Source organism: Bacillus sp. AK031, assembly GCF_053903065.1.
The window spans coordinates 2,094,281-2,118,938 of the sequence record NZ_CP096424.1; the positions used below are offsets into that span (position 1 = coordinate 2,094,281).

The following is a 24,658-nucleotide window of genomic DNA, read 5'->3' on the forward strand; positions in this document are numbered from 1 at the left end:
CTGATTTTATTTTTCACTTTAACAAATTCCATGTGAGAAAGAAACTGAGTGAACCCAGCATTAGTTTTGGTATACCTTTGCAGTTTCAGGATTTTGCTTTATGAACGTTTCTAGTATTTGAGTATATATTTCTGGTTGTTCAGCATGCACCAGGTGTGCGGCAAAAGGAATAATGGAGATGTGTACCTGCTCATTCATTTTCGGATAACTTAGTGCACCTGCTGTTTCATATTCATTCCCTTCCAGCAAAAGGGTAGGGGAGGATAAGTCATTTACATTCGTAGTGTCTTCAAATGGATACCAAGTCGCGTCAGCTCCCATATAGATGAACTGTTTCCAATCGGTTGAATGCAAGTGATCATAATATTGTACCGCTTGTTCATTTTTCAAAAATTCTCTTTGTTGCTCTGCCTGCATGTCATTCATTTCAACCCAATTGTCAGGCTTCTCAGCAAATACCCCTGATAGCGTTAAGGTTGAAATCTTTTCTGGAAACCTCTTTGCAAATTTTAACCCGACTAGTGCCCCTAATGAACAGCCAACCAGGTGCACACGATCCAGATCATAATAATTTAAGGTTTCGGCTAAATCTGCTGCACAGTCCTCAAAATAATTAGAGAAATCATTCTCAGTTGATTTCCCGTGGCCCCTTAAATCAGGGACCAATACTTTAAAATCATTCTTGAAATAATCTCTCTGGTACTCAAAATCCGTTAAACCACTTTGTAACCCGGAATGGAGGAAGATAATGGGTTCTCCTTCTCCAAATATCTCTGTATGCAATATCAATTTGCACTCCCCTTTGTTAGAATATTTACAATTTTTATAATACCATAAAAAGTAAATCCTCTTGGGGAAATAGCCTTAAAAATAGAGGAGTCACCTATACAATAAAAGTTCATTAAGCTAAAAAATTCAAAAATCATATTCCATTCCCACTAGTGGAATACTCTTCCTATGAAGCAAGCAGCATTGTACAGGAGGAGATTTTAATGGATAGCCCAAAGAAGGAAAGTCAGGAGTTACATAGTATCAGCCCGTTTGAATTAAAAGACAAACTCATCGATCTGGCAACTGGAAAGAAAAGAATGACCAGGTCGATGCTGGATGCGGGCCGCGGAAATCCCAATTGGATCGCCGCTGCACCACGTGAAGCGTTTTTTGCGCTTGGACAGTTTGCGGTTACCGAATCAAGAAGGGTATGGGATGAAGGCGATCTCGCCGGCATGCCGAGCCGTGTTGGCATTGCCGAACGATTTAATCAATATGTGCAGGAAAATCAGCAGGCTCCAGGCATTCAACTGCTGAAAGAAATCATTGATTATGGAATCAATGCCAAACAGTTTGAACCGGATGCATGGCTCTATGAATTAGTCGATGGCATCATTGGCGATAACTACCCTAATCCAGATCGGATGCTTGTCCGGACGGAAAAAGTGGTGCATGATTACCTATTGAAAGAGCTGTGCGGTCAAGATAACTCATGTGGCAGGTTTGATTTGTTCGCTGTCGAAGGGGCAACAGCAGCGATGTGCTATATATTTGAGACGTTATACAGAAACTACTTGCTGCCAAAGGGGTCGCGTATAGCTGTGATGGTGCCGATTTTCCCGCCATACATAGAGATTCCGGAGCTGCCAAACAATGATTACGACCTTGTTGAAATCAAGGCATCTGAAATCGACGAGGAAGGGCATCATACTTGGCAATACCCGGTTGAGGAGTTAGACAAGTTGAAGGATAAGGACATCAAAGCACTGTTCATGGTGAATCCGAGCAATCCTCCTTCAGTTGCGTTAAAAAAAGAATCCGTGGAACAGATTATCCGTATTGTAAAACAGGATAATCCGGATCTGATGATCATTTCCGATGATGTGTACGGCAATTTTGTTGAAGGGTTTCGCTCCTTGATGGTGGATCTGCCTTTCAATACCATCGGCGTCTATTCATTTTCCAAGTATTTTGGTGTGACGGGCTGGCGGTTAGGTACGATCGCCATCAACGAGAATAATGTGTTTGAACGATTGATCAAGGAACTGCCGGAGGAAAAGAGAGCAGTGCTGAACAAACGGTATTCATCGCTTACCCAGAATCCGGAAGAGCTCAAGATTATTGATCGAATGGTTGCAGACAGCAGAGATGTGGCGATGAATCATACAGCAGGATTGTCCACACCGCAGCAAGTGCAAATGGCGTTATTTTCGATTTTTGCCATGCTGGATACCGATAATGAGTACAAACAAAAAACGAATGATATCCTTCATCGAAGAATGCATCTTTTATACGAAGGCCTTGGTTTGCCGATGAAACACTTGCCATACGACGCAGACTATTATACAAAGATCGATTTGGAAATCTGGTGTAATCATCACTATGAAAAAGGATTCACCGATTACCTTAAATCGAATTATCAACCGGTCGATATCCTGTTCCGCCTGGCTGAAAAGTCATCGATCGTGTTAATGAGCGGCGAAGGATTCTTAGCACCGGCTTGGTCGATCCGCGTGTCTCTTGCCAATCTGGATGATGAAGCCTATAAACGTATTGGACAGGAATTGAAAAATACACTTAAGGATTATGTGGCGGAATGGAAGGAAGGGCGGTAGTTATTCATGGCCCGCCATGGGAATTGGGAAGGGACAGATATAGGTAGGAGAGATGGGACAGGATCACTGTCCCTGGTTCTTTTCATCCGTATTGACCTCTTTAAGCGGTTCATGTTCATGCAATTTCACACCCGGGCAGACTGATTGCGAGGTTCATCTTCATGCAAAAACCCAACTCATGACCTGCACAGACAGTTTGCGAGGTTTAACTTCACGCAAATCCCTAATTCACGCCCTGCACAGCTTCTTTGAGAAGTCGATTCACGTGGTAAACAACTCTAATTAAGTACCACCTGGACTGCTAGCCAAGGTATACTGTTGAGATTTTTCGCTGTATCCTGCTCCCATCGAGGCAGCAGGATATTTTTTTGCTCAAGGAACAGGGTGCCCACTGTCCCTTATGAACTGGTCGATTGCCCTCCATCCACATGAAGAACCTGCCCATTGACATACCGGGAGTCGTCTGAGGCAAGGTACACAAAGGTTGGCGCAACTTCAAAGGGTTGTGCCGGCCGTTCCATCGGATTGTCAGCACCGAATGTCGCAACCCTGTCAGCTGTAAAACTGGAGGGAATCAGCGGTGTCCAGATAGGACCAGGTGCAATCCCGTTCACTCGGATGCCGTCCTTGATCACGTTTTTAGAAAGGGCCCGTATGAACCCGACCTGTGCTCCCTTTGTTGCTGTGTAATCGATCAATTGCGGGTAGCCCTCATAGGTAACAACCGAGGTGGTTTCAATGATGGAACTGCCTGGCTTCATATAAGGAAGGGCAGCGCGTGTCGTGTAAAAATGAGAATACATATTCACTTTAAAGGTATCATCGAACTGTTCATCCGTAATGTCCGTTAACCTTGTTTGTTGAAATTGAATGCCCACATGGTTGCATAGGATGTCAAGTTGGCCATAGGTCCGAACCGTTTCTTCGACAATGAATCGGCAGTGGTCTTTATTTCGCAAATCCCCCGGCAACAGCAGACAGTGCTGTCCAAGCTGCTCAATCCGAAATTTCGTTCGTTGCGCATCTTCATGTTCATTCAAATAGGCAATGGCCAAGTGTGCACCTTCCTTTGCAAAGGCAATCGCAGCCGCAGCCCCCATCCCGCTGTCACCTCCAGTAATCAGTGCCACTTTTCCTTTCAGTTTTTCACTTCCTTTGTAGTTGGGATCCTCGATGATCGGGCGGGGGACCATCAAACTCTCATGCCCTGGTTGACTGAATTGTCGTTGTTCAGGCACGGTAATCGGCACATCCTGGTATTGTGTTATCTGTCCATATCGAGGATAAAGCGGATAGGGATCGTTGACACGCTGGGTGTGAAAAAGATGCTGCATCTGCTGGATTTCCTTCAGTTGATCGGCTGCATGATGATTTCTATAATAGCGCCCGTGTTGGTGGAAAGGATAATTGTACATAAAGACCTCCTGTTGGTTGAATCAGATTTGTTACTACAGTATTCGCCTATAGGGTGAATGTTCCTGAGTCAGACCCAACTTGAGATCGGCACACTGTTCGTCTCATTTTGGGAGTGTACCTGGTACAAAACCGTTGAATATGCTGTAAAAGCTTTACTTTAAGAAGGAGGCAATGTGATGCAATTATATTTCAACCCTCAAGCACACTATTTATTAAAAAGGGACTCATCCAAAAAGGTGCAATTCCAATACATTGACCATCAATTCCCAGCCCCGCTCATTCATTCAGGCCCTCCATATTTCACCAATCCGCGGTATGGCTTCAATTTTTCAAAAATATAGGTAGGCTGGCTTGTGATATCCGGAAGCAAATAATGACATGATCCTTTAGCTAGGGATTGTGTCTGCTTCCTATACAGCTTCAGGCTTTATCTTTCATTGTGGTTTACTTGTTGTTCAACACTCCTCCAATGTATTCATAAAATGACTTCATGAAGGAATGTTTAAAGGGTGAAGATCATGAATGAAAACAGCGGAACATTACTCGAAACCGCAGGTGGATGGATTCAGGCAGCAGGCGCTACCATCGTTTCCATTGGAGGAACTCTTTTAGCAGGAAACAATGAGGAACAATCACAGCAAAAAGGTCTGAAACTAGTGGCGGTTGGAAATGGAATAGAAGCGGCAGGAAACTCACTTCAAGGCATAGGACGCGAAAAGATTTCATCAGGAACAGGTATGAAGCTCACGATTCTGGGGGCATGGCTCCAGGCTGCAGGAAATATTTCCAATGTTGCGGCTTCCCTTCTGATTCTTAATGAGGAGGAACAGAGTGGTTTTGAATTGGATCTTATAGGAGATTCCGTTCAATTTCTTGGGGCTCTTAGTGAAACGGTTGGTTTAAGTTCAGCAGAAGAAACACCCTTTTCCCGTTTGTTAATTTCAGGGAATTTAATACAGTCATTCGGACTTCTCATTGAAGCTATAGGCGCTTCATATATTTTACAGGGACATGTAAGACTGGGGGAACAGATCAAAGCAATTGGAAATTATATTCAAACAGCAGGAGTTACAATTGCAGCAATAGGTTTAACCAAGAATTTAGAGGTAAATAATCTTACAGAATAAGGAAATGATACCAAAAGGACTTTTTCGGTAAAAAGGATAAGAGTGTTGAAAGGTAAAGGAAGTGACTATATGGCAAGCAGGACAAGAAGGTCTAGGGGGAAAAAAGGAAAAATACTTTTCTTATCCATCATGATCCCATTGGTATTGATGGTATTTTTTCTGGATAGCGAGTGTGTAATAAAAGGCGAGATGAATGAGGATACAATTCAAAATAATCCCGCCGTAACAAGTAGTTCGCATCCAAGTGAACTTCTGCCTGCAAGCAGTAACGCTAACCACAGTCCAGAATTGATGAATTCCTCAAGAATGGTCGGAAATAGTGTTGCTCTGGAAAAAGAGGGGAAGGTAAGTCATACCTCATTTCGAAGCCTTGTAAAAGAAGATGAACCATCTGCAGATCAGATTTTAACGGAAATGAGTCTGGATGAAAAAATTGGGCAGTTAATCATTTCGGGTGTTGAAGGCACATCTGTCGATTTAAATGATAAGCGCTTAATAACAGACATTCATGTTGGAGGGGTCATTTTCTATTCCAACAATATAGAGTCCGTTCAACAAACGAAACAGATGGTAGAGGAACTGAAAGCAACAAACGCCATCAATAAGCTTCCGTTATTCATTTCCGTTGATCAAGAAGGAGGAAGTGTTTCAAGGCTTCCTGGAGTCGTTCAAACACCTGCAAATGAAGAAATAGGCGAGACAAACGACAAGAAATATGCCTTCACTATTGGAGAGAGGCTGGGTGAAAACTTAAAGTCATTAGGGTTCAACCTTGATTATGCACCTGTTCTGGATATCAACAGTAATCCTGATAACCCCGTTATTGGTGACAGATCATACGGCAGCAATGCCTCCGTTGTTACTGATTTGGGAATACAGACAATGAAAGGCATTCAGTCCAAGGATATCATATCAGTGATCAAACACTTTCCTGGGCACGGTGACACATCTGTTGATTCGCACATCCAATTACCCGTCGTCAATAAAAATTTGAATCAGCTTAAGAATCTGGAACTGATTCCGTTCAAAAAAGCAATTCAAAATGGGGCGGATATGGTAATGGTTGCCCACATCCTGCTGCCGCAACTAGATAATACATATCCCGCGTCTATGTCAAAAGTCGTCATGACGAATGTATTGAGGAATCAACTAAACTTTAACGGGGTCATCATAACGGATGATATGACAATGGGGGCTATCGTCAAGAATTTTGGAATCGGGGATGCTGCGGTTGATTCTTTACAGGCAGGCAGTGACATTATACTCGTTGCCCACGAATATAAAAATGCCGCTGCAGTATTCAACTCGATCAAGACAGCAGTCGAAAAGGGTGAGCTGTCAGAACAGAGGATTGATGAAAGTGTGGAACGAGTGATCAATATAAAAAGGAACTACCTAAATTGATAATGAGGCAATATCAGGTATTGTTCATTCGCATGGGTTGTGAAATGAAGAGACAAGATGAATTTTTCCTTGCGTTTCATTTACACTCGTTCCAAAATTGACGGATACTAAATCTGATAGTAAAATTAACTGAATTTAATAGACAGTTTTATCTTAAAAAAGGAGCGGGGGAATCTTCTCTGTTGAGGTAAATCCTTCTCAGCTAATTAAGAGACCAACGCTATTTTACTATGGAATTTTCCATGATTGAGTTCTCTCATTGATGGATTTTTTTAATATATAAAAATTTACAGGGGGTAACCTATGAACCAACAAAACAATAATCTCACAAAAAAAATTATCATTGCACTAATTCTAGGTATTTTCGCTGGTTTTGTTCTTAATTTATTTGCACCATCTGTATTTGGCGCGGCTGATAAATATGTACTGTACCCATTAGGGCAGTTATTCTTAAATTTAATTAAAATGTTAGTTGTTCCGCTGGTATTTATTACAATCACACTAGGTGTGGCAGGACTTGGCGATCCTAAGAAGTTAGGCAGAATAGGCCTTAAAACGATAGGGTATTTCCTTATTACGACGACAGTCGCAATCATCATCGCATTAGGTGTTGCTACAGTTATGCAGCCAGGGTTAAATGGTGATTTCAATACTGATAGTGCCGAATATGAGGCTAATGAAGCACCGCCAGTTGTGGACACATTGCTGAATATTATCCCAACGAACCCAATTGATTCAATGTCCAGTGGGAATATGCTTCAAATCATTGCATTTGCTGTATTCATTGGCCTTGCACTTGCTGCATTAGGTGAAAAAACAAAAGGGATTTACCAGCTGCTCGAACAAGGGAACGACATCATGATGTATCTCGTTCACTTGATTATGAAATTAGCTCCATATGGTGCATTTGCGCTAATCGCATCTGCGATTGGAAAGCAAGGATGGGAAGCTTTTGAAGTGATGGGACTGTACTTTATTGCCGTTATGGTTGCATTATTGATTCACACGATTGTAACTTACGGAACTGCTGTATCTCTTGTTGGGAAAATGAATCCTATTAAATTCTTTAAAGGATTTGCTCCTGCAATGTCCGTTGCATTCAGTACTTCAAGCAGCAGTGCGACACTTCCTGTATCAATGGAAACCGCTCAAAAAAACCTTAACGTACCGAAACCGATCAGCAGCTTTGTCCAGCCATTGGGTGCTACAGTGAATATGGATGGCACTGCGATCATGCAAGGTGTTGCCGTTATTTTCATTGCACAAGTATTTGGTGTCGATCTAACCATTAATGAAATTCTCGTGGTTGTTTTAACAGCTGTTCTTGCAAGCGTTGGTACTGCCGGAGTGCCTGGAGTCGGCTTGATCATGCTTGCCATGGTCCTGAAATCCGTAGGACTGCCAGTGGAAGGGATTGCCCTTATCATTGGGGTGGATAGACTTCTGGATATGACCAGAACGGCTGTCAATATCACTGGTGATGCATCATGTGCTGTCATTGTTGCAGAGACAGAGAAAAAGCATGGATCAAACGTTGAAATGAATAATGTTTCTAATGAAAGTATAGGAAAGTAATACGAATAATATTGAGTAAAAAGCAGGCCAATTGCGGCCTGTTTTTATTTTTGTTAAGACAAAATCAAAGAAAATGTATATAATGTCGCCATAGGATAATGGAATTTTTGTCCATTAGGGATCACTTATTACGGAAGTGGGAGCTAGACGAGGGAAGTTCCAAAGTAGGAGTAGAGATGAAAAGCGGCGCTCTAATTAAGCTAGGAGCAAGTAAGGACGTTAGTGTAGAATGACGTTAAGGTAAAGTTTGGATCAGAATTACCTTTGGTTATAAGTGAGATCAATACGCTAATAGTAAGTGGGGGCATTAACTCAAGGTCAGCCACCTGTATTCTGGTTATTGTCTTCTTCAGTAATTGGAAGTTTAATAGAGGCGTTTAGTTTACGCGCTTTATCATTACAGAAAGTTGAGGTGTTAAACAAAAATTGAAATTTTTAATTGGTTTATACGGTATTATGACGATAATGGTCTTTGTTAATTTGACAAGTGAATATATTTTCAATGGTGAGTACTCAGCTATCGCAAGCTCTATGATTGTCCTTTTGTTTCTCATAGGTACTATATTTTTTGTTAATGCAAGACATTATCTATCGAGAAAATAATGTGCTTGGTTTTCGCAGATCAAATTTAACCTCGTGTTTCACTATTGACTCTATGGCAACTAATCGTTAACAAAGAGGCTAGATGGGTTGATAATGTTGGAATTACATCTTTCTTATTCCTGTTTTATTTATTTTTTTATTGGACTGAAATACCATACAAATGGAAGAAGAAAAGCGGTGAATAACGCACCCGGAAATAAAGTTGTCCCTATTTTTTTAGGGTTATTTTCAGAAATGTAATTAAAAACCCGTTTAAGGAGCAGTGAAAAAAATTATTCACTGCTCCTTAAACGGGTTTTGTGTTTTTTATGTACATGGCGTTTGGGTAATTAATTTTTAAAGCTTAGATTCGGATATCCTTGCTGGCGCATTGCCTCATATATCAATATCGCAGCTGTATTTGAAAGGTTCAAAGAACGTACATGGTCATTCATGGGTATTCTTAAAAAGTGGCCTTTATATCTTTCTGGTAAATCTGCTGGTAAACCTGTTGTTTCTTTGCCAAACATAAAATAATGTTCCTTTTCTCCATCACTGAAATCAAAGGATGAGTGTGCTTTTTCACCAAACGTTTCAATATAATAAAACTCACCTTGATTCTTGGAAAAAAAGTCTTCCAAGGAATCATAATACTTAATATTCACGTTATGCCAGAAATCCAATCCTGCTCGTTTTATCATTTTCTCATCCGTTGAAAAACCAATTGGCCGGATCAAATGCAAAGCGGTATCCGTAGCGGCACAAGTACGTGCAATATTTCCAGTATTAGCTGGAATTTCTGGTTGATATAGTACAACATGTATTGCCAAGAATGGTCACCTCTATCTTTAATTTGCCATTTAGATTATAACATAGGGAAGGTATGGGACGAAGAGACAGGTCTGCTTTGCGTGTTTATGGATTCCTTCAGTCTTTGATAGGGGAAGGTCCTTCCTATGTCTCTGGAATGGGAAGATGATTCGGACGCGAAGTACATTAAAAGAGAAAAAATGCAAGATGATGACCCGCGCGCCGAAAGCGAGGTACATCAAAAGAGAGAAAACACAAGATAATGTCCCGCGCGCCGAAAGCGAGGTACACCAAAAGAGAGAAAATGGAAGATGATGTCCCGCGCGCCGAAAGCGAGGTACATCAAAAGAGAGAAAATGCAAGATGATGACCCGCGCGTCGAAAGCGAGGTACATCAAAGGTGAAAAAACGTAAAAATGATGTCCTCGTGCCGAAAGTGAGGTACATCAAAAGAGAAAAAACACAAGATGATGTCCCACGCGCCGAAAGCGAGGTACATCAAAAGAGAAATACACAAAATGATGTCCCACGCGCTGAAAGCGAGGAACATCAAAAGTGAAAAAACGTAAGATGATGCCCCGCGCGCCGAAAGCGAGGTACATCAAAAGAAAAAAGACGCAAGATATAAACCCCTTATGATAAAGTTCCATTCTTATTTATACCACAAATCATGCATTACCTATTTAACATCAGACCGAACGAGGGGAAGAGTCATGCACCGTATGCCGCCCCCGCCTTTTTCCAACTCATTGACATTGATTTGAATGAATTTTTTCTTTTTCAGTTTTGGATGTTCCTTAAATAATTTCTCCGTTGCAGCTGTACTGATCAGGATGGTTTCAGGATCAAGATTAAAAAAATTGATATCAGCCACGGTATGTTTGATATTGGTGGACCATTCAACCTCAAAACCATGCCGGTTGAGGAACTCTTGCATCATCTGAAAGGTAGAGCCCGACTCTGTTAATACCTGGACTGGAAAGTACCTCATATAGCTTTTGGCAATGATCAAGTCGTCACCAGCGACATTGCAGTTCATGTCGAGATGAAGGGTATCGGCTCTCCGCGGCAGGTCAATGATTCCAATTTCAGAGAAGCCGGCTTGAAAGATTCTTGCTTTAAGGGCTTTAATGCTGGTCATGCTGGAACGCATTCCGACATTAACAAATACCGCATCTTTATTTAAAATCAGAACGTCACCATATTCCAATGCATTTAATTGATTGTTCGCTTTTATATCAAATACTTCCGGGCCAAACCAGTGGTGGAAGAGAGTGTGGGATTGAACATATTCAGGCCTTCTCATTGAGGTGCCGGGCTCCCCGGGGATAAGATCTTTTCCAAAAGCACAGGCGAGATCCCTTACAAATACTCGGTTGATCAGTTGTTCACTAAGTATCAGTTCTTCCGGAGAAAGGTACTCAGAATAGTTGATGACTTGGACCCCGGCTTTTTCCATAGCCTGGATCATTTCCTCAAAATTGGCATGGGCTATTTTTTGATCAACCGGTTTTTCCCATTGCACATCTTTTGCCGTTTGTTTATCGGGTACATCCAAGGTTGAAGGGGAGCATACAATGACTGATTTAAGCTCCCCGTGTTCGTTCCAACAATTAGGCTGAATAGTAATCACAGAATTTACTCCTTTAATGACGATTTATTCTGTTGTTAATTTTCCCGTTACTAAAGGTTTCATCCATATGATTTGCCATCCATCCTCCCAGCGAAGATGCATAAGTATTGAAAGCTTTTTCGGTAATATACATCTATATTCTTATCTTATTTAAGCGCTTTTTCATGGCTGTAAAAGGACACTTTGATGGGGTTTGTCCGTCATCGCTTAAGTAATATTGCTTCCATTCATGGTTATCATTCTGTCCGTACCATTTTAAGTTAGGGTGGGCATCCTTTCCATCATAAGCCTTAAGGCGCTTGCGGATGATACTTTTCAGCTTTTGGCCAAAAGTCGTGGAAGCATTGATTTCCTCAAAAACCCACCTGGGCTGTAAGGCTAACAAAAAGTAGGGGAAATGTCGGCTTTTTCGCTGGGTATGAGATGGGGTAGCACAGAAGGCAAAATAGGGTTCCCCGTCAAAACAGAATTCCCAGGAGTGATCATTGGGGTCTTGGGGGATATCTTCGGGCCATGGAGCTTCATCCAATTCATGAACGCGGTTCAGTATCGACCAGAATAAGTCTTGATATTTATCGTTTGCATTCGTTTCAAAGGATAGTTCCCGTGAATCAAAAAAGACGACAATGGATGCATAGTTTCCCGTCTCCCGCGATATCTTGCCGTATTCTTTTAGTAACGATGCAAATTCCCTCTGTGAAGAATCATCCTGTGGGTTTCCTGAAAATCCGAAACGGAGCTGGCCTTTTTGAAATCCTTGGATTCCTGGAACACAAGGATAGGGATTTTCTGTATCCAGCATCATGGAAGCGAAATCGTTATAGGCATTTCTTTTCCATTCCTCTAATTCAGCAATATTTGCTTCAATCCAACTTTTTGTCAATAAGTTCATCTTGAAACTCCTTTCAATAGGGTACACATCGTATCCTATTAGAGCAAGGAGTTATGGGTGTCTGTCTATGAATCGGGGAATTGTTGAAACGCCTGCAGGCAGAAAAAGGTTCCATGGTTGATCAAAATAGGTAAAAAGAAAAGCTGGATATAGGATTATTCCTGCATCCAGCCCTGATTTATTTAATGCGTTGTGTTTGATGGAGCCTGAGCATAACTTTTCAGCATCAGGTTCATATCCTGTTCTTTAAGCTGTGGCACTTGGTAATATCCGTGTTTATTTTGATATAAGAAAATTTCGTAACTCATTTCAATAAAGTTCGGCACGCTGTCAGCAACGACCCGGCGGAGGACGGGGTTGGTCATCTCAAGCGCAGTCATGGCCAGCAGGGTAGAAAGTGACTTGGTATTTCCGAGCATATAAGCAGACAGGCCCTGATCGGACAGTTCGTTGACTGACTGGTTCGGCTTCTTCGGCTGTCCAGGTTTGACTCCGTATACCGTGTTGTTGTTTTGATTCATTTTATACTGCTGTGTCGGAACCTGTGGATCATGGCCAGTTGAAAAACTGTTCACCATTGTATTGTACGTTTGAGTCACAAATGTCGATTGGCGATGAAGGATATCTTTCAGTTCAGGGTCTTTGATGTACTGATCGTACATTTGGTACTGATCAAGCATAGAAATGATGCCGGCAATAACTTCATGGGCATCAAAAAGTTCATGCCCTCCGTGGTTTTTATTAGGTGTCTGATTTGGTGCTGCATTAGGGACTTGCTGTGGATTCGGTTGGTTGTTCATTTGATTTTGCATATGAATTCCTCCAATGATTTAGTATCAACCTACATTAGTATTTTCAAGTGTAAAACAATTATGTAGCCAAAGATTTTGAAAACGCGAAGGGGTTTCTCATGCTGTGGCTTTAAAGGGAGTTGATTGGCAGGAGATTAAAAGAGAAAATGAAGGTAGTATAGGTCCATAAAATGCAATGTTTCCGATTGTTTTTAAGGTTTTGCGCTGAAAAATGTATTATACGAAACTTCCTGGGGGTATGGATCGTCTATTCTTTTAGGGGGAATTTAGCCAGAAGTATTCAGGTAATCACATTTATCCATTGTCCATTACCAGGTTTCCAATGAGAAGCGGAACCTTAGTCGACAGATGAAGCGTTTTACCTTTTGGTGCATGCTGGTGTATTGGAATCTTAAAGATATATAAAGTCAGGAGTGGAAATTTGAAAAACAAAGGTGATAAGAAATATAGGTTTGAGCAATTACTGCAAATGGCCGTAGTGATTGCAGCACTCTTTCTCTTTTTTCAATGGGATGATGCAAAATCGAAAGTAAAGACGTATGAACAAAGTCAAGCCTCTCAAATCAATTACCAGCTGGAAGAGCTGCACACCGTGTTATTTAGCATAGAAGAAACCCTTCATACATATGAGTTTCCGGTTCAGGACGATGTGAGGATTTATTATCAAGATGCGTTAGACAACGACATTCAGCGCCTTCATCATCTTGGCCATACCATCCAGCAAATAAATGAGTATTCCAACTTCATGATACTCAATAAGAATTATCTTTCGGAAATAGAAAATGTATTGAAGGGGTTAAGAGGTTTCCAGTACACAGAAGACGAAAAGTCCGTTGCCATCGATGCGCTGACTGATGTTCGAAGTAAGCTGTACTCCCTAATGGAAAGGCGGGACTTCTCTGTAGAGGATGAAGCAGACAGAGAAGAAGTTTTATTGGTTCTTGGTGACTTTATTGAGAAGTTGGCAGTCTTGGAAAGATATTAATCAGATGTTGAGGAAGAGCTGTAGTTCAGGATGAACTATAGCTTTTTTTTATTTGGGATGAGAACCACAGAAAATTATTATCGCTTTAACGCTTTAAAACACTAAGAGGGACTGTCCCTTTTAGTGCTTTAGAGTGTTAAAGTGCATGGCCGTGATCTTTTTCTTTATTATGATTCTTATCCAACACACAAAAAAAGAGCTCTCCGCAAATGGAGAGCTCTTTTGATTAAAAAAACTCATTGAAAGCATACTGTATATGTGATAAAGTAGTTCAGTGAGACTCATTTTACTGTAATTAATTATTTTTACCCAATTATAATTTTACAGTAAAAGTTAGAAAGAGTCAACACCTTTTAAATATATTTTTTTAGGGGAGTGGTTTGTTTGACGAGGGAGACTCAGCAGGAGCAAGCTCGATTGGATGAGGTAACAGAGGTCATTTCCGAGCAGGTCGAGAAGCTGGAACATGAAACGGCAAAGCGGCGGAGTGAAGTGGTGGATATCCGCAGAAACTTCTGGGATGAAGTGAAGGTCAATACCGATACGTTTGATGATTTTCTTGAAACCATCATCAGTATGAGGCAGCAGGCCCAGGACTTATCCGTCAGCCAAACTACTCACAGACATGCTTCCAAAAAGTTATCAACTTTAAAGCGGATGAAAGAGTCACCATATTTTGGAAAGATTGCTTTTACAGAAGAAGGTGACTCGGCTGCTGAACAGGTCTATATAGGCATTGCAACATTAACGGACAAAAGCGGAGAGGATTTCCTAGTGTATGATTGGCGGGCCCCGATTTCAAGTGTTTATTATGATTACGGTCCAGGTCCGGCAGAATATACGACACCTGGAGGGATTATCCGCGGTCGACTAGAGAAAAAATGGCAGTATATCATTCGGGATGGCGAACTTCAATCGATGTTCGATACGAGCTTGACCATCGGGGATGAAATACTGCAGAGAGTCCTTGGGAAAAGCACGGACAATCAGATGCATAGTATCGTCGCGACCATTCAACGTGAGCAAAATCAGATCATCCGCCATGACAGGGGGAGGCTGCTGATTGTCCAAGGAGCGGCTGGAAGCGGGAAAACGTCAGCCGCCATGCAGAGGATCGCATACTTGCTTTATAAATATCGGGATAAATTGAACGCGGATCAGATCATTTTATTCTCTCCGAATGCCATGTTTAACAGCTATGTATCCAATGTGCTGCCGGAACTTGGTGAAGAGAACATGCAGCAGGTAACCTTTCAGGAGTACCTGGATCACCGATTGAGCAAGGAATATCATCTCGAAGGCCCGTATGACCAATTGGAGTATGTGTTGACGGCTGTAAATGAACCTTCATACACAACCAGAATAGCCTCGATTAAATATAAGGCTTCGACTAATTTTTTCGAGACCATTAAGGCCTATAGAAAATCACTGGAAACGACAGGGATGCTTTTTAAAGGCATCCGGTTCAGGGGTAACCTGGTCATTTCATCTGATGAAATCGAGGAACGGTTTTACAACAGTGACACTTCGCTCCGTTTTCACAACAGAATGGAGAAGCTGACGGAGTGGCTGCATCAAAAGTTGAATGAAGCTGAGAAGCTGGAACGAACGAAACCCTGGGTCGAAGAAGCAATTGAATTGCTCAGCAATGAAGAGTACCACAAGGCGGTAACCCATTTGCGGAAAAAGAGCGGTGAGTCAGAAGAAGATTTCGTGGTCAGCCATGAAGCGCTCGGGCGTTTGATCGTCCGCCAGAAGTTCAAATCTCTCCGAAAGCGCATTGAAAACCTTCAATTCATCAGTATCAAGGGTCTTTACAAACAGCTATTCACAGAACCTATGCAAAGCAGCCTTGAAATAAGGGGTGAAAAACCTGCTGATTGGGAGGAGATTTGCCTCTCTACCGTGAACATGCTGGATGAAGGGGAATTGCATTATGAAGATGCTACTCCTTATCTGTTTTTAAAAGAACTGATTCAAGGCTTTCAGACAAACACTTCTATTAAACACATCATCATAGACGAGGCACAGGATTATTCTCCATTTCAATTTGAATTTCTAAAAAGGCTGTTTCCTTTTGCCCGGATGACGGTGCTCGGCGACTTTAACCAGGCGATTTTTGCCCACGCGAGCGAAAGGGGAGATTTCGATATCCTGAAGGACTTATATGGAGCAGATGAGGCGGATATCATTAGACTAACCCGCAGCTACCGATCTACCAAACCGATCATAGACTTTGCAAGCCGTCTTGTGCCGGGTGCAGAAATCACAGCATTTGACCGGGCAGGGGAAAAGCCTGTTTTGCAGAAAGTTTCGAGCCGGACTGAGCTCCACTCGGCGATTATTTCTGAACTGGGTACGCTTAAGGACAGGGAGTACAATACAATCGCGATCATCTGTAAGTCTGCAGAAGAAAGTGAGCTTGCCTATGAGGCGTTAAACGGCCTGAATGCTGACATCAAGCTAGTCAAAAGCGGTTCGATCGAATACGAGCAAGGTATCGTCATCATCCCCGCTTATTTAGCAAAAGGCATTGAGTTCGATTCGGTTATGATCTACGATGCATCGGCTGAAACCTTTGGCGATGAAAGTCTTCGCAGGTTGTTTTACACAGCCTGCACGAGGGCGATGCATGAATTAAGCTTATTTAGTTTAGGTGAGCCAAGCCCTTTTTTGCGAGGCATTCCTACAGACTGCTTGCCTTTGAAGAAGTGCTGAAACTGCATCCTGCGTGAATGTTAAAACGCCAACGGAAAAAATCAGAGGAGCTTCTGCCTATGAACTGGCAGAAGCCTTTTTTGAATGGAATGGGCTATTTAGCAGGAGGGTTATCCCTCTTTATGTTGAATAGATAGGAAGCAGCATGCTATTTTCACGAATGAAAGAAGTGTAATAGGATGTGCTTTTTTACAATATCAGTGGGACAAATGTTTATAACATGGATCTGCAGCCATGTTTACAGGCTTTATTATCATTGAATTGTTAGTAAGATTTCATTGAAAATATTTTGAAAATTTGAAATGATTGGTAGCGATAGGCGTGTTATCAAGAAATATTTATAGAAGAATTTGACTGACTAATAGAATATCTCAAAAAAAGGAGAGAATACATTGGCTACTTGGGTAACTCATTTCAGAATTACAGAGGAATTACTAAAAATTGGACTTTCTGTTTCGAAGATTGACTTCCTTGTTGGAAATATCGGGCCTGACTGCGGGCTTATCGGCGAAGACGGCAGACCTGTGCCTCCAAAAGAGGTTACACATTGCAAGATTGACGGGAAAATTAATTCTGAATCATTTTACGATAAATACCTTCGTGATCAATTTGAAAGCTTTTCGCCCCGATCATCCTATCTGCTAGGCTACTACATCCATTTGGTGACGGACGAAGAATGGCTCGTCCTCCTTAATGAGAAGAAGAAGGAAAAAGTGTATCAGGATATATTAATGACCCCTGAATATGCGCGTACTGTGAAGAAAGATTGGTATGGGTTAGACTTTTTATATTTGAAGAATCATAAGGATAATATCTTTTGGACTGATTTCCAGCACATTACCGATTTTCCGGAGTATCTTGATTTCTTTCCGGAATGCCAGACACTTATCCAAATAAGAAATATTACTGAATTTTACCGAAGCAGTACGATAGCGGATGATCATGAATTCATCTACCTTACAGCAGTGGAAGTCGATGACTTTATTGAAGGAACGGTTCAGAAGGTCAGGGAGTTACTTGGAAAAAAGATGAAGATGGCGCAGGCTTAATAAAATGAATGAAAGGAAGTGCACGCAATGAATTTCGAATCAGTGATGCAGGAGCTTGAAGGTCTTGGTAAGGAACGGACGAAAAAAATGTACATATCAAACGGTGCGCATGAGCCTGTGTTCGGCGTAGCAACAGGTGCCATGAAACCAATCGCAAAGAAAGTTAAGGGTGACCAATCCTTAGCAGAACAGCTTTATGCTACCGGGAACTATGATGCCATGTACTTTGCTGGCGTTATTGCCGACCCCAAAGCCATGACGGAGTCGGATTTCGATCGCTGGATGGATGGGGCGTATTTTTATATGCTGTCCGATTATGTAGTGGCGGTGACGTTGTCAGAGGCAGATATCGCTCAAGAAGTGGCTGATAATTGGATTGCAAGCGGTGACGAACTGAGAATGTCGGCCGGATGGAGCTGCTACTGCTGGCTCTTGGGGAATCGAAAAGACAGCGAATTTTCCGAGGGCAAAATCTCAGCAATGCTGGACCTTCTGAAAAACTCGATTCATACTTCCCCTGAACGAACGAAAGCATCCATGAATAATTTCTTATACACCGTAGGCATTTCTTATTTGCCACTGCATGAAAAAGCAGTCGAGACCGCTAAGGAAGTAGGTACTGTAGAAGTAAAACGGGATGAGAAAAAAAGCAGTATCCTTAGCGCCTCCGAAAGTATTCAGAAAGAAAAAGATAGAGGGAAACTGGGCTTTAAGCGTAAATATGTGAGATGTTGAAGCTTCTCACGTGCAGGGTGCTTGTCCCTCGGCTACAAAGAATTTGAAAGAGGTTTATAAATTGAGTCAAAAATTATTGATATTTGTATTTACCTTGATTCTGCTTGGCTTGGCTGGCTGTAATGCAGCTGAAAAAGATGAAGATATAGCAGATGCTGACTTGCAGGTAAAGCACTGGGATGACCTGAGTGAAAGCAGACAAATAGAACTGGTGAAAATTGTTTTGGATGAAAATCAGATTCACCTCCATCCGGACCAGGAAGAGAGAGGGATTAAAGCCAAAAACAAATTTATGGATCTTATCTTCGAAAAAAAAGAATTTCAGGAGTTACCTTTAAAAAATGCTATTCTCAAGCACTGGAGAGGCGAGGACTTAGTATATCGTGAAAAAGAGCTCCTCGTGGATTTGTCACTTGAGGGTGCAAGCGAAAATTGGAATGTAGATCGTTTTCAATTAGAAGGCGGCCCTGATCATTTCAAGGCTGGAGGCAGTCTTCATTTGAAATCTTCTGAGGAATACCAATCGCAATTTATGCATTTTGATGCTCATATGGTTATTTCGAATGAAGTAAGAGACCTTTTTGGGAGTTCCGTGCTCGCTGACTCCGGTGAAACCACAGACATCTCCGGCAAACATAATGCGGGGGTGGAAGGGGGATCGTTTATTCATCAAAATGGTTCTCCTGTAAAAATGGGTGACATAGATGAAATCTATCTAAATGTCGAATGGTATGACACTGAGAAATCAACAAAAGTTAAGGAACGAATAAGTCTTTATAGACGACCTTGAGTGCTTTTTAATAGAGACAGAAGTTTACTGACCAGTCCTTTGTTTTTCTTTTCTTCTGTCTGGAAAGCCGTGAGCAAATATGGAAGTCACTATGAGATTTTATGGTAATATAGTAATAATTCATTTTACTATAAAAAGAGGTGTCGACTGTGAAAATCGTTTGCTTCGGCGACAGCTTGACCCGTGGCGTTTCTTACGTGAAAGGACGCTTAAGGATCATAAAGGAGAATTACCCTCAAGCACTTTCACAATTATTTTCAGAAAACAAAAAAGAAGTGTCTGTCATCAACAAAGGCGTCTTTAATGATAATTCAACTCTCCTGTTAGACAGGCTGGAAAAAGACGTAATCAACGAGAGGCCCCATTATGTAATCATCGAAATCGGAGGCAACGATTGTAACTTTAATTGGAATGAAGTGGCGGAGAATCCTTGGGAAAAGCACCAGGCGATCGTCCCGATGAATCAGTATTTGGATAACTTGAAAGCGATCATTATGAATATCAGACAAAATGATATTATACCTGTTATTGCTACACTTCCTCCTTTAGATCCTGTGCGTTATTACAAAAATATTTCTGAAAAGTACAGCCCTTCCATCAGCCACTGGATCAGTGAGGTCGGCGGAATTGACTATTGGCATGGATTGTACAATCGTAATCTGAATAAGCTGGCAGAGGAATATGATATTCTCAAGGTCGATGTCAGGTCAGCCCTCAAGAAAGCAGGCAATCTAATTGATTTCATCAGTGACGATGGCATTCATTTAACAGCTGCAGGATATAAAATTCTCAGTGAAGAAATTTACCGCAGCATCGAGAAATGGACAGAAGAGAATACACATTTGGTTTGAGTGGATGGAAGCTTCATTTCATCCTCTTTTTATTGACGGACGGGGGAAGGAACCGATGGTTAACCTTTTATCTCAGGGATTAACTGTTTCTAGAGGGGGTTTAAGGACATTTAGTTTCAGTTTTCGAAATCTATCTGTCTCTAAAGCGTGTGTAAGGACATTTAGTTTCTGTTTTCGGAATCTATCTGTCTCTAAAGCGTGTGTAAGGACATTTAGTTTCTGTTTTCGGAATCTATCTGTCTCTAAAGCGTGTGTAAGGACATTTAGTTTCTGTTTTCGGAATCTATCTGTCTCTAAAGCGTGTGTAAGGACATTTAATTTCAGTTTTCGGAATCTATCTGTCTCTAAAGCGTGTGTAAGGACATTTAATTTCAGTTTTCGGAATCTATCTGTCTCTAAAGCGTGTGTAAGGACATTTAATTTCAGTTTTCGGAATCTATCTGTCTCTAAAGCGTGTGTAAGGACATTTAGTTTCTGTTTTCGAAATCTATCTGTCTCTAAAGCGTGTGTAAGGACATTTAGTTTCTGTTTTCGAAATCTATCTGTCTCTAAAGCGGGTGTAAGGACATTTAGTTTCAGTTTTCGAAATCTATCTGTCTCTAAAACGTCTTTAAGAGCATTTATTTTCCCGCTACAAAATCTATCTGTCTTTAACCCGTTTCGAAAAGTATCTAGATTTTCATTTGCATGATCTACCATCCCCCTAAACCCTTTCATACACATGGGAGTTTAAGTTCTTTTTAGCGAGGTGATTCATATGCAGGAAAAGTTGTCTCCTTTTTGGATTCTGATTGCAGCTATATTATGGGGGACGACAGGAACGGCACAAGCGCTTGCTCCGGAATCTGCACACCCATTTGCCATCGGAGCGGTGCGTTTAGCGCTTGGAGGCATTCCTCTCTTCATCATTGTGCTGGCCCTGGGAAAGTTGGATTTTCGTAATTGGCCGATAAAGCAAACGGTCCTAGCCTCAGTCAGTATGGCATGTTACCAGCCATTATTTTTTTCCGCAGTCACTCTGACCGGAGTAGCCGTGGGGACCGTGATTGCGATTGGCAGCGCGCCTATTTTGTCCGGTGTTATTGAATGGCTGTTTTTGAAGAAGAATCCTGCAAAAGTCTGGTGGTATTCTACCCTGCTATCCATCATGGGCTGTTTTATGATATTCATGAATAAAGACTCGCTGACAGTCGACCCGTATGGAATCTTAATGGCATTAGGGGCAGGGTTGTCCTTTGCAAGTTATTCGTTTGTAAGTGGAAAATTAGTGGAGAGACACTCATCGCTATCGATTGTAGCTGTCGTATTTACGATGAGCGCCATCCTTTTATCACCGTTACTGTTCATCTATGATTTATCATGGCTTACTGAGGGGAAAGGCTTTGCCGTAAGCCTGCATCTCGGCTTGATTGCAACCGGGCTTTCCTATTTTCTCTTTGCCAAAGGCCTTAAAAACGTTCCTTCTTCAACAGCCGTGACGTTATCTTTGGCCGAACCCCTGACAGCTGCCTTGCTGGGCGTTTTCTTTCTTGGAGAACACTTGGTCTTCACATCGTGGCTGGGAATCTGCTTCTTACTTTTAGGGATAGGGATATTAATCCTGTCTTCCGAAAAATCGGGAGTTTCATAGTCCGATTTCCAGTCTTATTGAAAATAGGAGACTGAACTTTCATCCTGGGGAGACAATTTAGGGATAGGATTCGGCACTTCTTCCTGTTGCCAAAAATAAGAGTCAGATGCGGTTTGAATCTTTGTCCGCTCTGACTCTTATTGTTTATGATTCGGTTTTTACGTTGAGTGGGTAATCCTCCATAAAACTTAATTTTATTGAATGGATTTTATCGCTTGTTTTAAATTGGATTCAATTTTGATGTCCGAGAAGTCACTTCGCAATTGAACGGCTTTTTTTACCAGGTCCGGGCGAATGCCGGTGAAAATCATGGTTACACCGACCAACTTCAAAGAGTCTGCGATCTTCATCAAATTCTCTACACTCTCTGACTCGATCTGCGCTAAGCCGGATAAGTCAAATATGATATAATCCATCTCACCTTTTGCAGCTTCTCTCAATGTATGATCCATAATCCTTGTTGACCGTTCTGAATCCACCTCGCCGATAACAGGGAGGACAGCCATATTATCATAGATTGGAACTAATGGGACAGACAACAGCTGTACCTGCATGCTCCTCTTTTCCAAGTCTAAAATATTCCCAAGCAATTTGGCCATTGCCTTAAATAAATCCGTATGGTTCTCGGTAAAATGATACGGCCGCAGGTCCATACCGCAAAGTGTGCCATAGTTTTCACCATTCTTATAGTAGATGGGCACTCCTAAAAGGGAACCGCCCCCAAGACTTTTTGTCACTTCCATGTCTTTCGTCAGGGGTGAAGAATTCAAGTTTTCAATGATAAGTGGTTCACGACCACTTTTTACGATAAATTGTCAGAACGAATCACGGTAAAGGGTCTCAAAGCCTGATGGAAGTACGAGATCATTTCGATTAAAGGCCCGGATGATGTTTACCTCTTTTTTGTCATTTTTAGCAATGAAAAAGGTATTAACATCCACGAATTTACTTATGAGTTCCAATACTTCATCTGCGGCTTCCTCGATTGTTTCATATGTAAGAGTATTTATCATCTGTATCACCTGCTTTCGCTGTGCCTGATTCTATCGTAACTTAGATGCGGGTAGAATGGAACAAATACCTACATATCTATCTAATCGATCTGCCTCTGTAATGTTATCTCCTTTTTTATAAAAACCTAACTATTCTCATAGATAAACCCACTCACTTCTTTTTGACGATAAGCCTAATGATAAAATATGATAAAAGAAAACGAATCAGGTTAGGGTGTATAGGATGAAAGTGTTGCTGGTGGAAGACGATAGGACGATTGCGGCAGGTTTGGAGTATTCTCTGCGGCAGGAGGAGTATGAGACGATTCTTTGCCATGATGCCGGGACGGCAAAGAAGGTCATCGGGGAACAGTTGGATGACATCGATTTATGTTTGTTTGATTTGTCTCTTCCTGATGGCAGTGGGTATGATCTCTGCGAATTGGTGAAGAAGAATGGAGATAAACCCGTTATCTTTCTGACGGCTTTTGATGATGAGGTGAATGTGGTGATGGGCCTTGATATGGGGGCTGATGATTATATCACGAAGCCGTTCCGGATCCGTGAATTGCTTTCAAGGATAAAGTCTGTGCTGAGGCGGTATAACAAGCAGTCGCCGCCGCCGAATACATACATAGATATTGAGAATATCCGCATCAATACATTGGAAGGCAAGGTTTATAAAAGCGGGGAAGAGGTCCTGCTGACCGCTTTGGAGTACCGGCTGCTCTTAATTTTTGCCAATCATATAGGGCAGGTGCTGACAAGGGCGCAGCTGCTCGACCGGATTTGGGATGTGGCTGGTGATTTTGTGAACGATAATACATTGACCGTGTATATAAAGAGACTGAGGGAGAAGCTGGAAGACCGCCCGCAAAGTCCCGAGATTATTAAAACCGTACGCGGGCTTGGCTACAAGGCAGGAAACTGACATGTGGCGCAATCGTGAAATTCAGTGGTTTGTGTTTCTACTTATTCTCATTACACTAGCGGCAACTGGTTTGGCAGCCATCCTGCTGTCTTCTTCTGCAGCTTTGTTTGTACTGCTTACTTCCATGATTCTCGCCAGTGTCACTCTTTATTTTACAAGATGGCGCTACCGTGAAATCGAAAAACTTTCAGGGTATTTGCGGAAGATCAGCAGCGGCGAATACAGCCTGGATGTGCGTGATAATTATGAGGGAGAGTTGAGTATTCTGAAGAGTGATATCTATAAAGTGACGTTGATGCTTTCGGAGAACCGTTCGTATTTGGAAGAAGACAAGCATAAGTTAACGAATGCGATATCCGATATTTCTCATCAGCTGAAAACGCCTCTGACTTCAATGATGGTCATGGCCGATCTGCTCAGTGACAAAAAACTGGAAGAGTCCAAACGGGCGGAATTCACCCAGAATATCCGTGTTCAATTGGAAAGGATCGAGTGGCTGGTCTCCTCTTTATTAAAATTGTCCAAAATCGATGCTGGCACAGTTAATTTTAAAAGTGAAGAAGTATCCGTCAGTCAAGTCATACAAAGAGCGGTACAGCCCGTGCTGATTCCGATGGATATAAAGGAGCAGGCGTTGACAGTGAGCGGGGAAGAGTCCGTCACATTCATGGGTGATTTTCAATGGTCAGCGGAAGCCATCATCAATATTTTAAAAAATTGTGTAGAACATACACAGGATAAAGGAACGATTTCAATCACTTTCTCGGAGAATCCGCTTTTCACGGAAATTCGGATCAAGGACAACGGCAAAGGGATCCCAAAAGAGGACCTGCCCTATATATTCAGGCGTTTTTACAAAGGGAAAAATGCCGGAGAAGACAGCGTAGGCATCGGATTGGCGATGGCGTACAGCATCATTACCAGCCAGCAGGGGGATATCGAAGTTAGAAGTGAAAAAGGGCTTGGGACAGAGTTTTTCATCAAGTTTTACAAAAAGGAAAGGAAACTCCAGCCGTAAGACACAAAACGGTTTCCCTAAGTGACGATTTTGTCACTTTTCCAGTCACTTTAAAGTCATATTAGGCAGATATACTAAGGTCAACATCGAAAATATGGAGGG

The 24,658-nt window shown here is 41.8% G+C and carries 23 protein-coding genes; 14 read left to right on the forward strand and 9 right to left on the reverse strand.

Going from position 1 to position 24,658, the window contains the following annotated elements:
• Positions 1-60 precede the first annotated feature (60 nt).
• Positions 61-789, reverse strand: a complete 729-nt coding sequence (locus M1E09_RS10675; RefSeq protein ID WP_456274804.1) for an alpha/beta fold hydrolase — start codon at positions 787-789, stop codon at positions 61-63.
• Between the two features lie 203 nt (positions 790-992).
• On the opposite strand from M1E09_RS10675, the gene aspD reads away from it, so the two are divergent.
• Complete coding sequence (gene aspD / locus M1E09_RS10680; RefSeq protein ID WP_456274805.1) at positions 993-2,606, forward strand: aspartate 4-decarboxylase; 1,614 nt, start codon at positions 993-995, stop codon at positions 2,604-2,606.
• A gap of 398 nt (positions 2,607-3,004) precedes the next feature.
• Here aspD and M1E09_RS10685 read toward each other — a convergent pair whose 3' ends face one another.
• Positions 3,005-4,021, reverse strand: coding sequence for an SDR family oxidoreductase (locus M1E09_RS10685; RefSeq protein WP_456274806.1), 1,017 nt, complete (start codon positions 4,019-4,021; stop codon positions 3,005-3,007).
• Between the two features lie 519 nt (positions 4,022-4,540).
• Here M1E09_RS10685 and M1E09_RS10690 point away from each other — a divergent pair.
• From M1E09_RS10690 to M1E09_RS10700, 3 genes are all read left to right on the forward strand, one after another.
• Positions 4,541-5,149 carry a DUF6944 family repetitive protein gene (locus M1E09_RS10690; protein ID WP_456274807.1) on the forward strand — a complete coding sequence of 203 codons (609 nt, stop codon included), beginning with the start codon at positions 4,541-4,543 and terminating at the stop codon, positions 5,147-5,149.
• A 69-nt stretch (positions 5,150-5,218) separates the two neighbouring features.
• Positions 5,219-6,553: a beta-N-acetylhexosaminidase gene (gene nagZ, locus M1E09_RS10695; RefSeq protein ID WP_456274808.1), complete on the forward strand. Its 1,335-nt coding sequence runs from the start codon at positions 5,219-5,221 to the stop codon at positions 6,551-6,553.
• A 303-nt stretch (positions 6,554-6,856) separates the two neighbouring features.
• A complete protein-coding gene (locus M1E09_RS10700; protein ID WP_456274809.1) occupies positions 6,857-8,128 on the forward strand; it encodes a dicarboxylate/amino acid:cation symporter in 1,272 nt (423 codons plus the stop codon).
• A gap of 932 nt (positions 8,129-9,060) precedes the next feature.
• Here M1E09_RS10700 and trmL read toward each other — a convergent pair.
• The gene (gene trmL / locus M1E09_RS10705; protein WP_456274810.1) at positions 9,061-9,540 is read right to left on the reverse strand and encodes a tRNA (uridine(34)/cytosine(34)/5-carboxymethylaminomethyluridine(34)-2'-O)-methyltransferase TrmL; all 480 of its coding nucleotides are present in this window, start codon (positions 9,538-9,540) and stop codon (positions 9,061-9,063) included.
• A 380-nt stretch (positions 9,541-9,920) separates the two neighbouring features.
• On the opposite strand from trmL, the gene M1E09_RS10710 reads away from it, so the two are divergent.
• Positions 9,921-10,079: a hypothetical protein gene (locus M1E09_RS10710; protein WP_456274811.1), complete on the forward strand. Its 159-nt coding sequence runs from the start codon at positions 9,921-9,923 to the stop codon at positions 10,077-10,079.
• Positions 10,080-10,199: 120 nt separating this feature from the next.
• Here M1E09_RS10710 and M1E09_RS10715 read toward each other — a convergent pair whose 3' ends face one another.
• From M1E09_RS10715 to M1E09_RS10725, 3 genes are all read right to left on the reverse strand, one after another.
• Positions 10,200-11,153, reverse strand: coding sequence for an arginine deiminase family protein (locus M1E09_RS10715; protein WP_456274812.1), 954 nt, complete (start codon positions 11,151-11,153; stop codon positions 10,200-10,202).
• Positions 11,154-11,286: 133 nt separating this feature from the next.
• The gene (locus tag M1E09_RS10720) at positions 11,287-12,045 is read right to left on the reverse strand and encodes a YqcI/YcgG family protein (protein ID WP_456274813.1); all 759 of its coding nucleotides are present in this window, start codon (positions 12,043-12,045) and stop codon (positions 11,287-11,289) included.
• A 182-nt stretch (positions 12,046-12,227) separates the two neighbouring features.
• Complete coding sequence (locus M1E09_RS10725; protein WP_456274814.1) at positions 12,228-12,857, reverse strand: spore coat protein; 630 nt, start codon at positions 12,855-12,857, stop codon at positions 12,228-12,230.
• 421 nt (positions 12,858-13,278) lie between these two features.
• Here M1E09_RS10725 and M1E09_RS10730 point away from each other — a divergent pair, with 421 nt between their 5' ends.
• The 6 genes from M1E09_RS10730 (at position 13,279) to M1E09_RS10755 (ending at position 19,985) form a co-directional block, all read left to right on the forward strand.
• On the forward strand, positions 13,279-13,842 hold the full coding sequence (locus M1E09_RS10730) for a hypothetical protein (protein ID WP_456274815.1): 564 nt from the start codon (positions 13,279-13,281) through the stop codon (positions 13,840-13,842).
• Between the two features lie 384 nt (positions 13,843-14,226).
• Entirely contained in the window at positions 14,227-16,560 is a 2,334-nt protein-coding gene (gene helD, locus M1E09_RS10735) for an RNA polymerase recycling motor HelD (RefSeq protein ID WP_456274816.1), read from the forward strand.
• Positions 16,561-16,952: 392 nt separating this feature from the next.
• Positions 16,953-17,609, forward strand: a complete 657-nt coding sequence (locus M1E09_RS10740; protein ID WP_456274817.1) for a zinc dependent phospholipase C family protein — start codon at positions 16,953-16,955, stop codon at positions 17,607-17,609.
• A 27-nt stretch (positions 17,610-17,636) separates the two neighbouring features.
• The gene (locus tag M1E09_RS10745) at positions 17,637-18,344 is read left to right on the forward strand and encodes a DNA alkylation repair protein (RefSeq protein WP_456274818.1); all 708 of its coding nucleotides are present in this window, start codon (positions 17,637-17,639) and stop codon (positions 18,342-18,344) included.
• 61 nt (positions 18,345-18,405) lie between these two features.
• Positions 18,406-19,134 (forward strand): hypothetical protein, encoded by a 729-nt coding sequence (locus M1E09_RS10750; protein WP_456274819.1) that lies wholly within the window; start codon positions 18,406-18,408, stop codon positions 19,132-19,134.
• Between the two features lie 149 nt (positions 19,135-19,283).
• Positions 19,284-19,985: an SGNH/GDSL hydrolase family protein gene (locus tag M1E09_RS10755; RefSeq protein WP_456274820.1), complete on the forward strand. Its 702-nt coding sequence runs from the start codon at positions 19,284-19,286 to the stop codon at positions 19,983-19,985.
• A 72-nt stretch (positions 19,986-20,057) separates the two neighbouring features.
• On the opposite strand, the gene M1E09_RS10760 is transcribed toward M1E09_RS10755, so the two are convergent.
• Positions 20,058-20,684 (reverse strand): hypothetical protein, encoded by a 627-nt coding sequence (locus M1E09_RS10760; RefSeq protein ID WP_456274821.1) that lies wholly within the window; start codon positions 20,682-20,684, stop codon positions 20,058-20,060.
• A gap of 58 nt (positions 20,685-20,742) precedes the next feature.
• Here M1E09_RS10760 and M1E09_RS10765 point away from each other — a divergent pair, with 58 nt between their 5' ends.
• Entirely contained in the window at positions 20,743-21,615 is an 873-nt protein-coding gene (locus M1E09_RS10765; RefSeq protein WP_456274822.1) for an EamA family transporter, read from the forward strand.
• A 194-nt stretch (positions 21,616-21,809) separates the two neighbouring features.
• Here M1E09_RS10765 and M1E09_RS10770 read toward each other — a convergent pair whose 3' ends face one another.
• Both M1E09_RS10770 and M1E09_RS10775 read right to left on the reverse strand, forming a co-directional pair.
• Positions 21,810-22,358 carry an STAS domain-containing protein gene (locus M1E09_RS10770; RefSeq protein ID WP_456274823.1) on the reverse strand — a complete coding sequence of 183 codons (549 nt, stop codon included), beginning with the start codon at positions 22,356-22,358 and terminating at the stop codon, positions 21,810-21,812.
• A 72-nt stretch (positions 22,359-22,430) separates the two neighbouring features.
• Positions 22,431-22,628, reverse strand: coding sequence for a hypothetical protein (locus tag M1E09_RS10775; RefSeq protein ID WP_456274824.1), 198 nt, complete (start codon positions 22,626-22,628; stop codon positions 22,431-22,433).
• A 223-nt stretch (positions 22,629-22,851) separates the two neighbouring features.
• Between M1E09_RS10775 and M1E09_RS10780 the strand changes: the two genes are divergently transcribed.
• Together M1E09_RS10780 and M1E09_RS10785 are read left to right on the forward strand one after the other, a co-directional pair.
• The gene (locus M1E09_RS10780; protein ID WP_456274825.1) at positions 22,852-23,538 is read left to right on the forward strand and encodes a response regulator transcription factor; all 687 of its coding nucleotides are present in this window, start codon (positions 22,852-22,854) and stop codon (positions 23,536-23,538) included.
• 1 nt (position 23,539) lies between these two features.
• Positions 23,540-24,556 (forward strand): sensor histidine kinase, encoded by a 1,017-nt coding sequence (locus M1E09_RS10785; protein ID WP_456274826.1) that lies wholly within the window; start codon positions 23,540-23,542, stop codon positions 24,554-24,556.
• The last annotated feature ends 102 nt before the right edge of the window (positions 24,557-24,658 follow it).

Excerpts from the sequence above, each read along its gene's own strand:
- aspD (WP_456274805.1), top strand. The coding sequence starts at position 993 with ATGGATAGCCCAAAGAAGGAAAGTCAGGAGTTACATAGTATCAGCCCG.
- M1E09_RS10685 (WP_456274806.1), bottom strand. The coding sequence starts at position 4,021 with ATGTACAATTATCCTTTCCACCAACACGGGCGCTATTATAGAAATCAT.
- M1E09_RS10690 (WP_456274807.1), top strand. The coding sequence starts at position 4,541 with ATGAATGAAAACAGCGGAACATTACTCGAAACCGCAGGTGGATGGATT.
- nagZ (WP_456274808.1), top strand. The coding sequence starts at position 5,219 with ATGGCAAGCAGGACAAGAAGGTCTAGGGGGAAAAAAGGAAAAATACTT.
- M1E09_RS10700 (WP_456274809.1), top strand. The coding sequence starts at position 6,857 with ATGAACCAACAAAACAATAATCTCACAAAAAAAATTATCATTGCACTA.
- M1E09_RS10720 (WP_456274813.1), bottom strand. The coding sequence starts at position 12,045 with ATGAACTTATTGACAAAAAGTTGGATTGAAGCAAATATTGCTGAATTA.
- M1E09_RS10725 (WP_456274814.1), bottom strand. The coding sequence starts at position 12,857 with ATGCAAAATCAAATGAACAACCAACCGAATCCACAGCAAGTCCCTAAT.
- M1E09_RS10745 (WP_456274818.1), top strand. The coding sequence starts at position 17,637 with ATGAATTTCGAATCAGTGATGCAGGAGCTTGAAGGTCTTGGTAAGGAA.
- M1E09_RS10760 (WP_456274821.1), bottom strand. The coding sequence starts at position 20,684 with ATGGTAGATCATGCAAATGAAAATCTAGATACTTTTCGAAACGGGTTA.
- M1E09_RS10765 (WP_456274822.1), top strand. The coding sequence starts at position 20,743 with ATGCAGGAAAAGTTGTCTCCTTTTTGGATTCTGATTGCAGCTATATTA.
- M1E09_RS10770 (WP_456274823.1), bottom strand. The coding sequence starts at position 22,358 with ATGGAAGTGACAAAAAGTCTTGGGGGCGGTTCCCTTTTAGGAGTGCCC.
- M1E09_RS10775 (WP_456274824.1), bottom strand. The coding sequence starts at position 22,628 with ATGATAAATACTCTTACATATGAAACAATCGAGGAAGCCGCAGATGAA.
- M1E09_RS10780 (WP_456274825.1), top strand. The coding sequence starts at position 22,852 with ATGAAAGTGTTGCTGGTGGAAGACGATAGGACGATTGCGGCAGGTTTG.
- M1E09_RS10785 (WP_456274826.1), top strand. The coding sequence starts at position 23,540 with ATGTGGCGCAATCGTGAAATTCAGTGGTTTGTGTTTCTACTTATTCTC.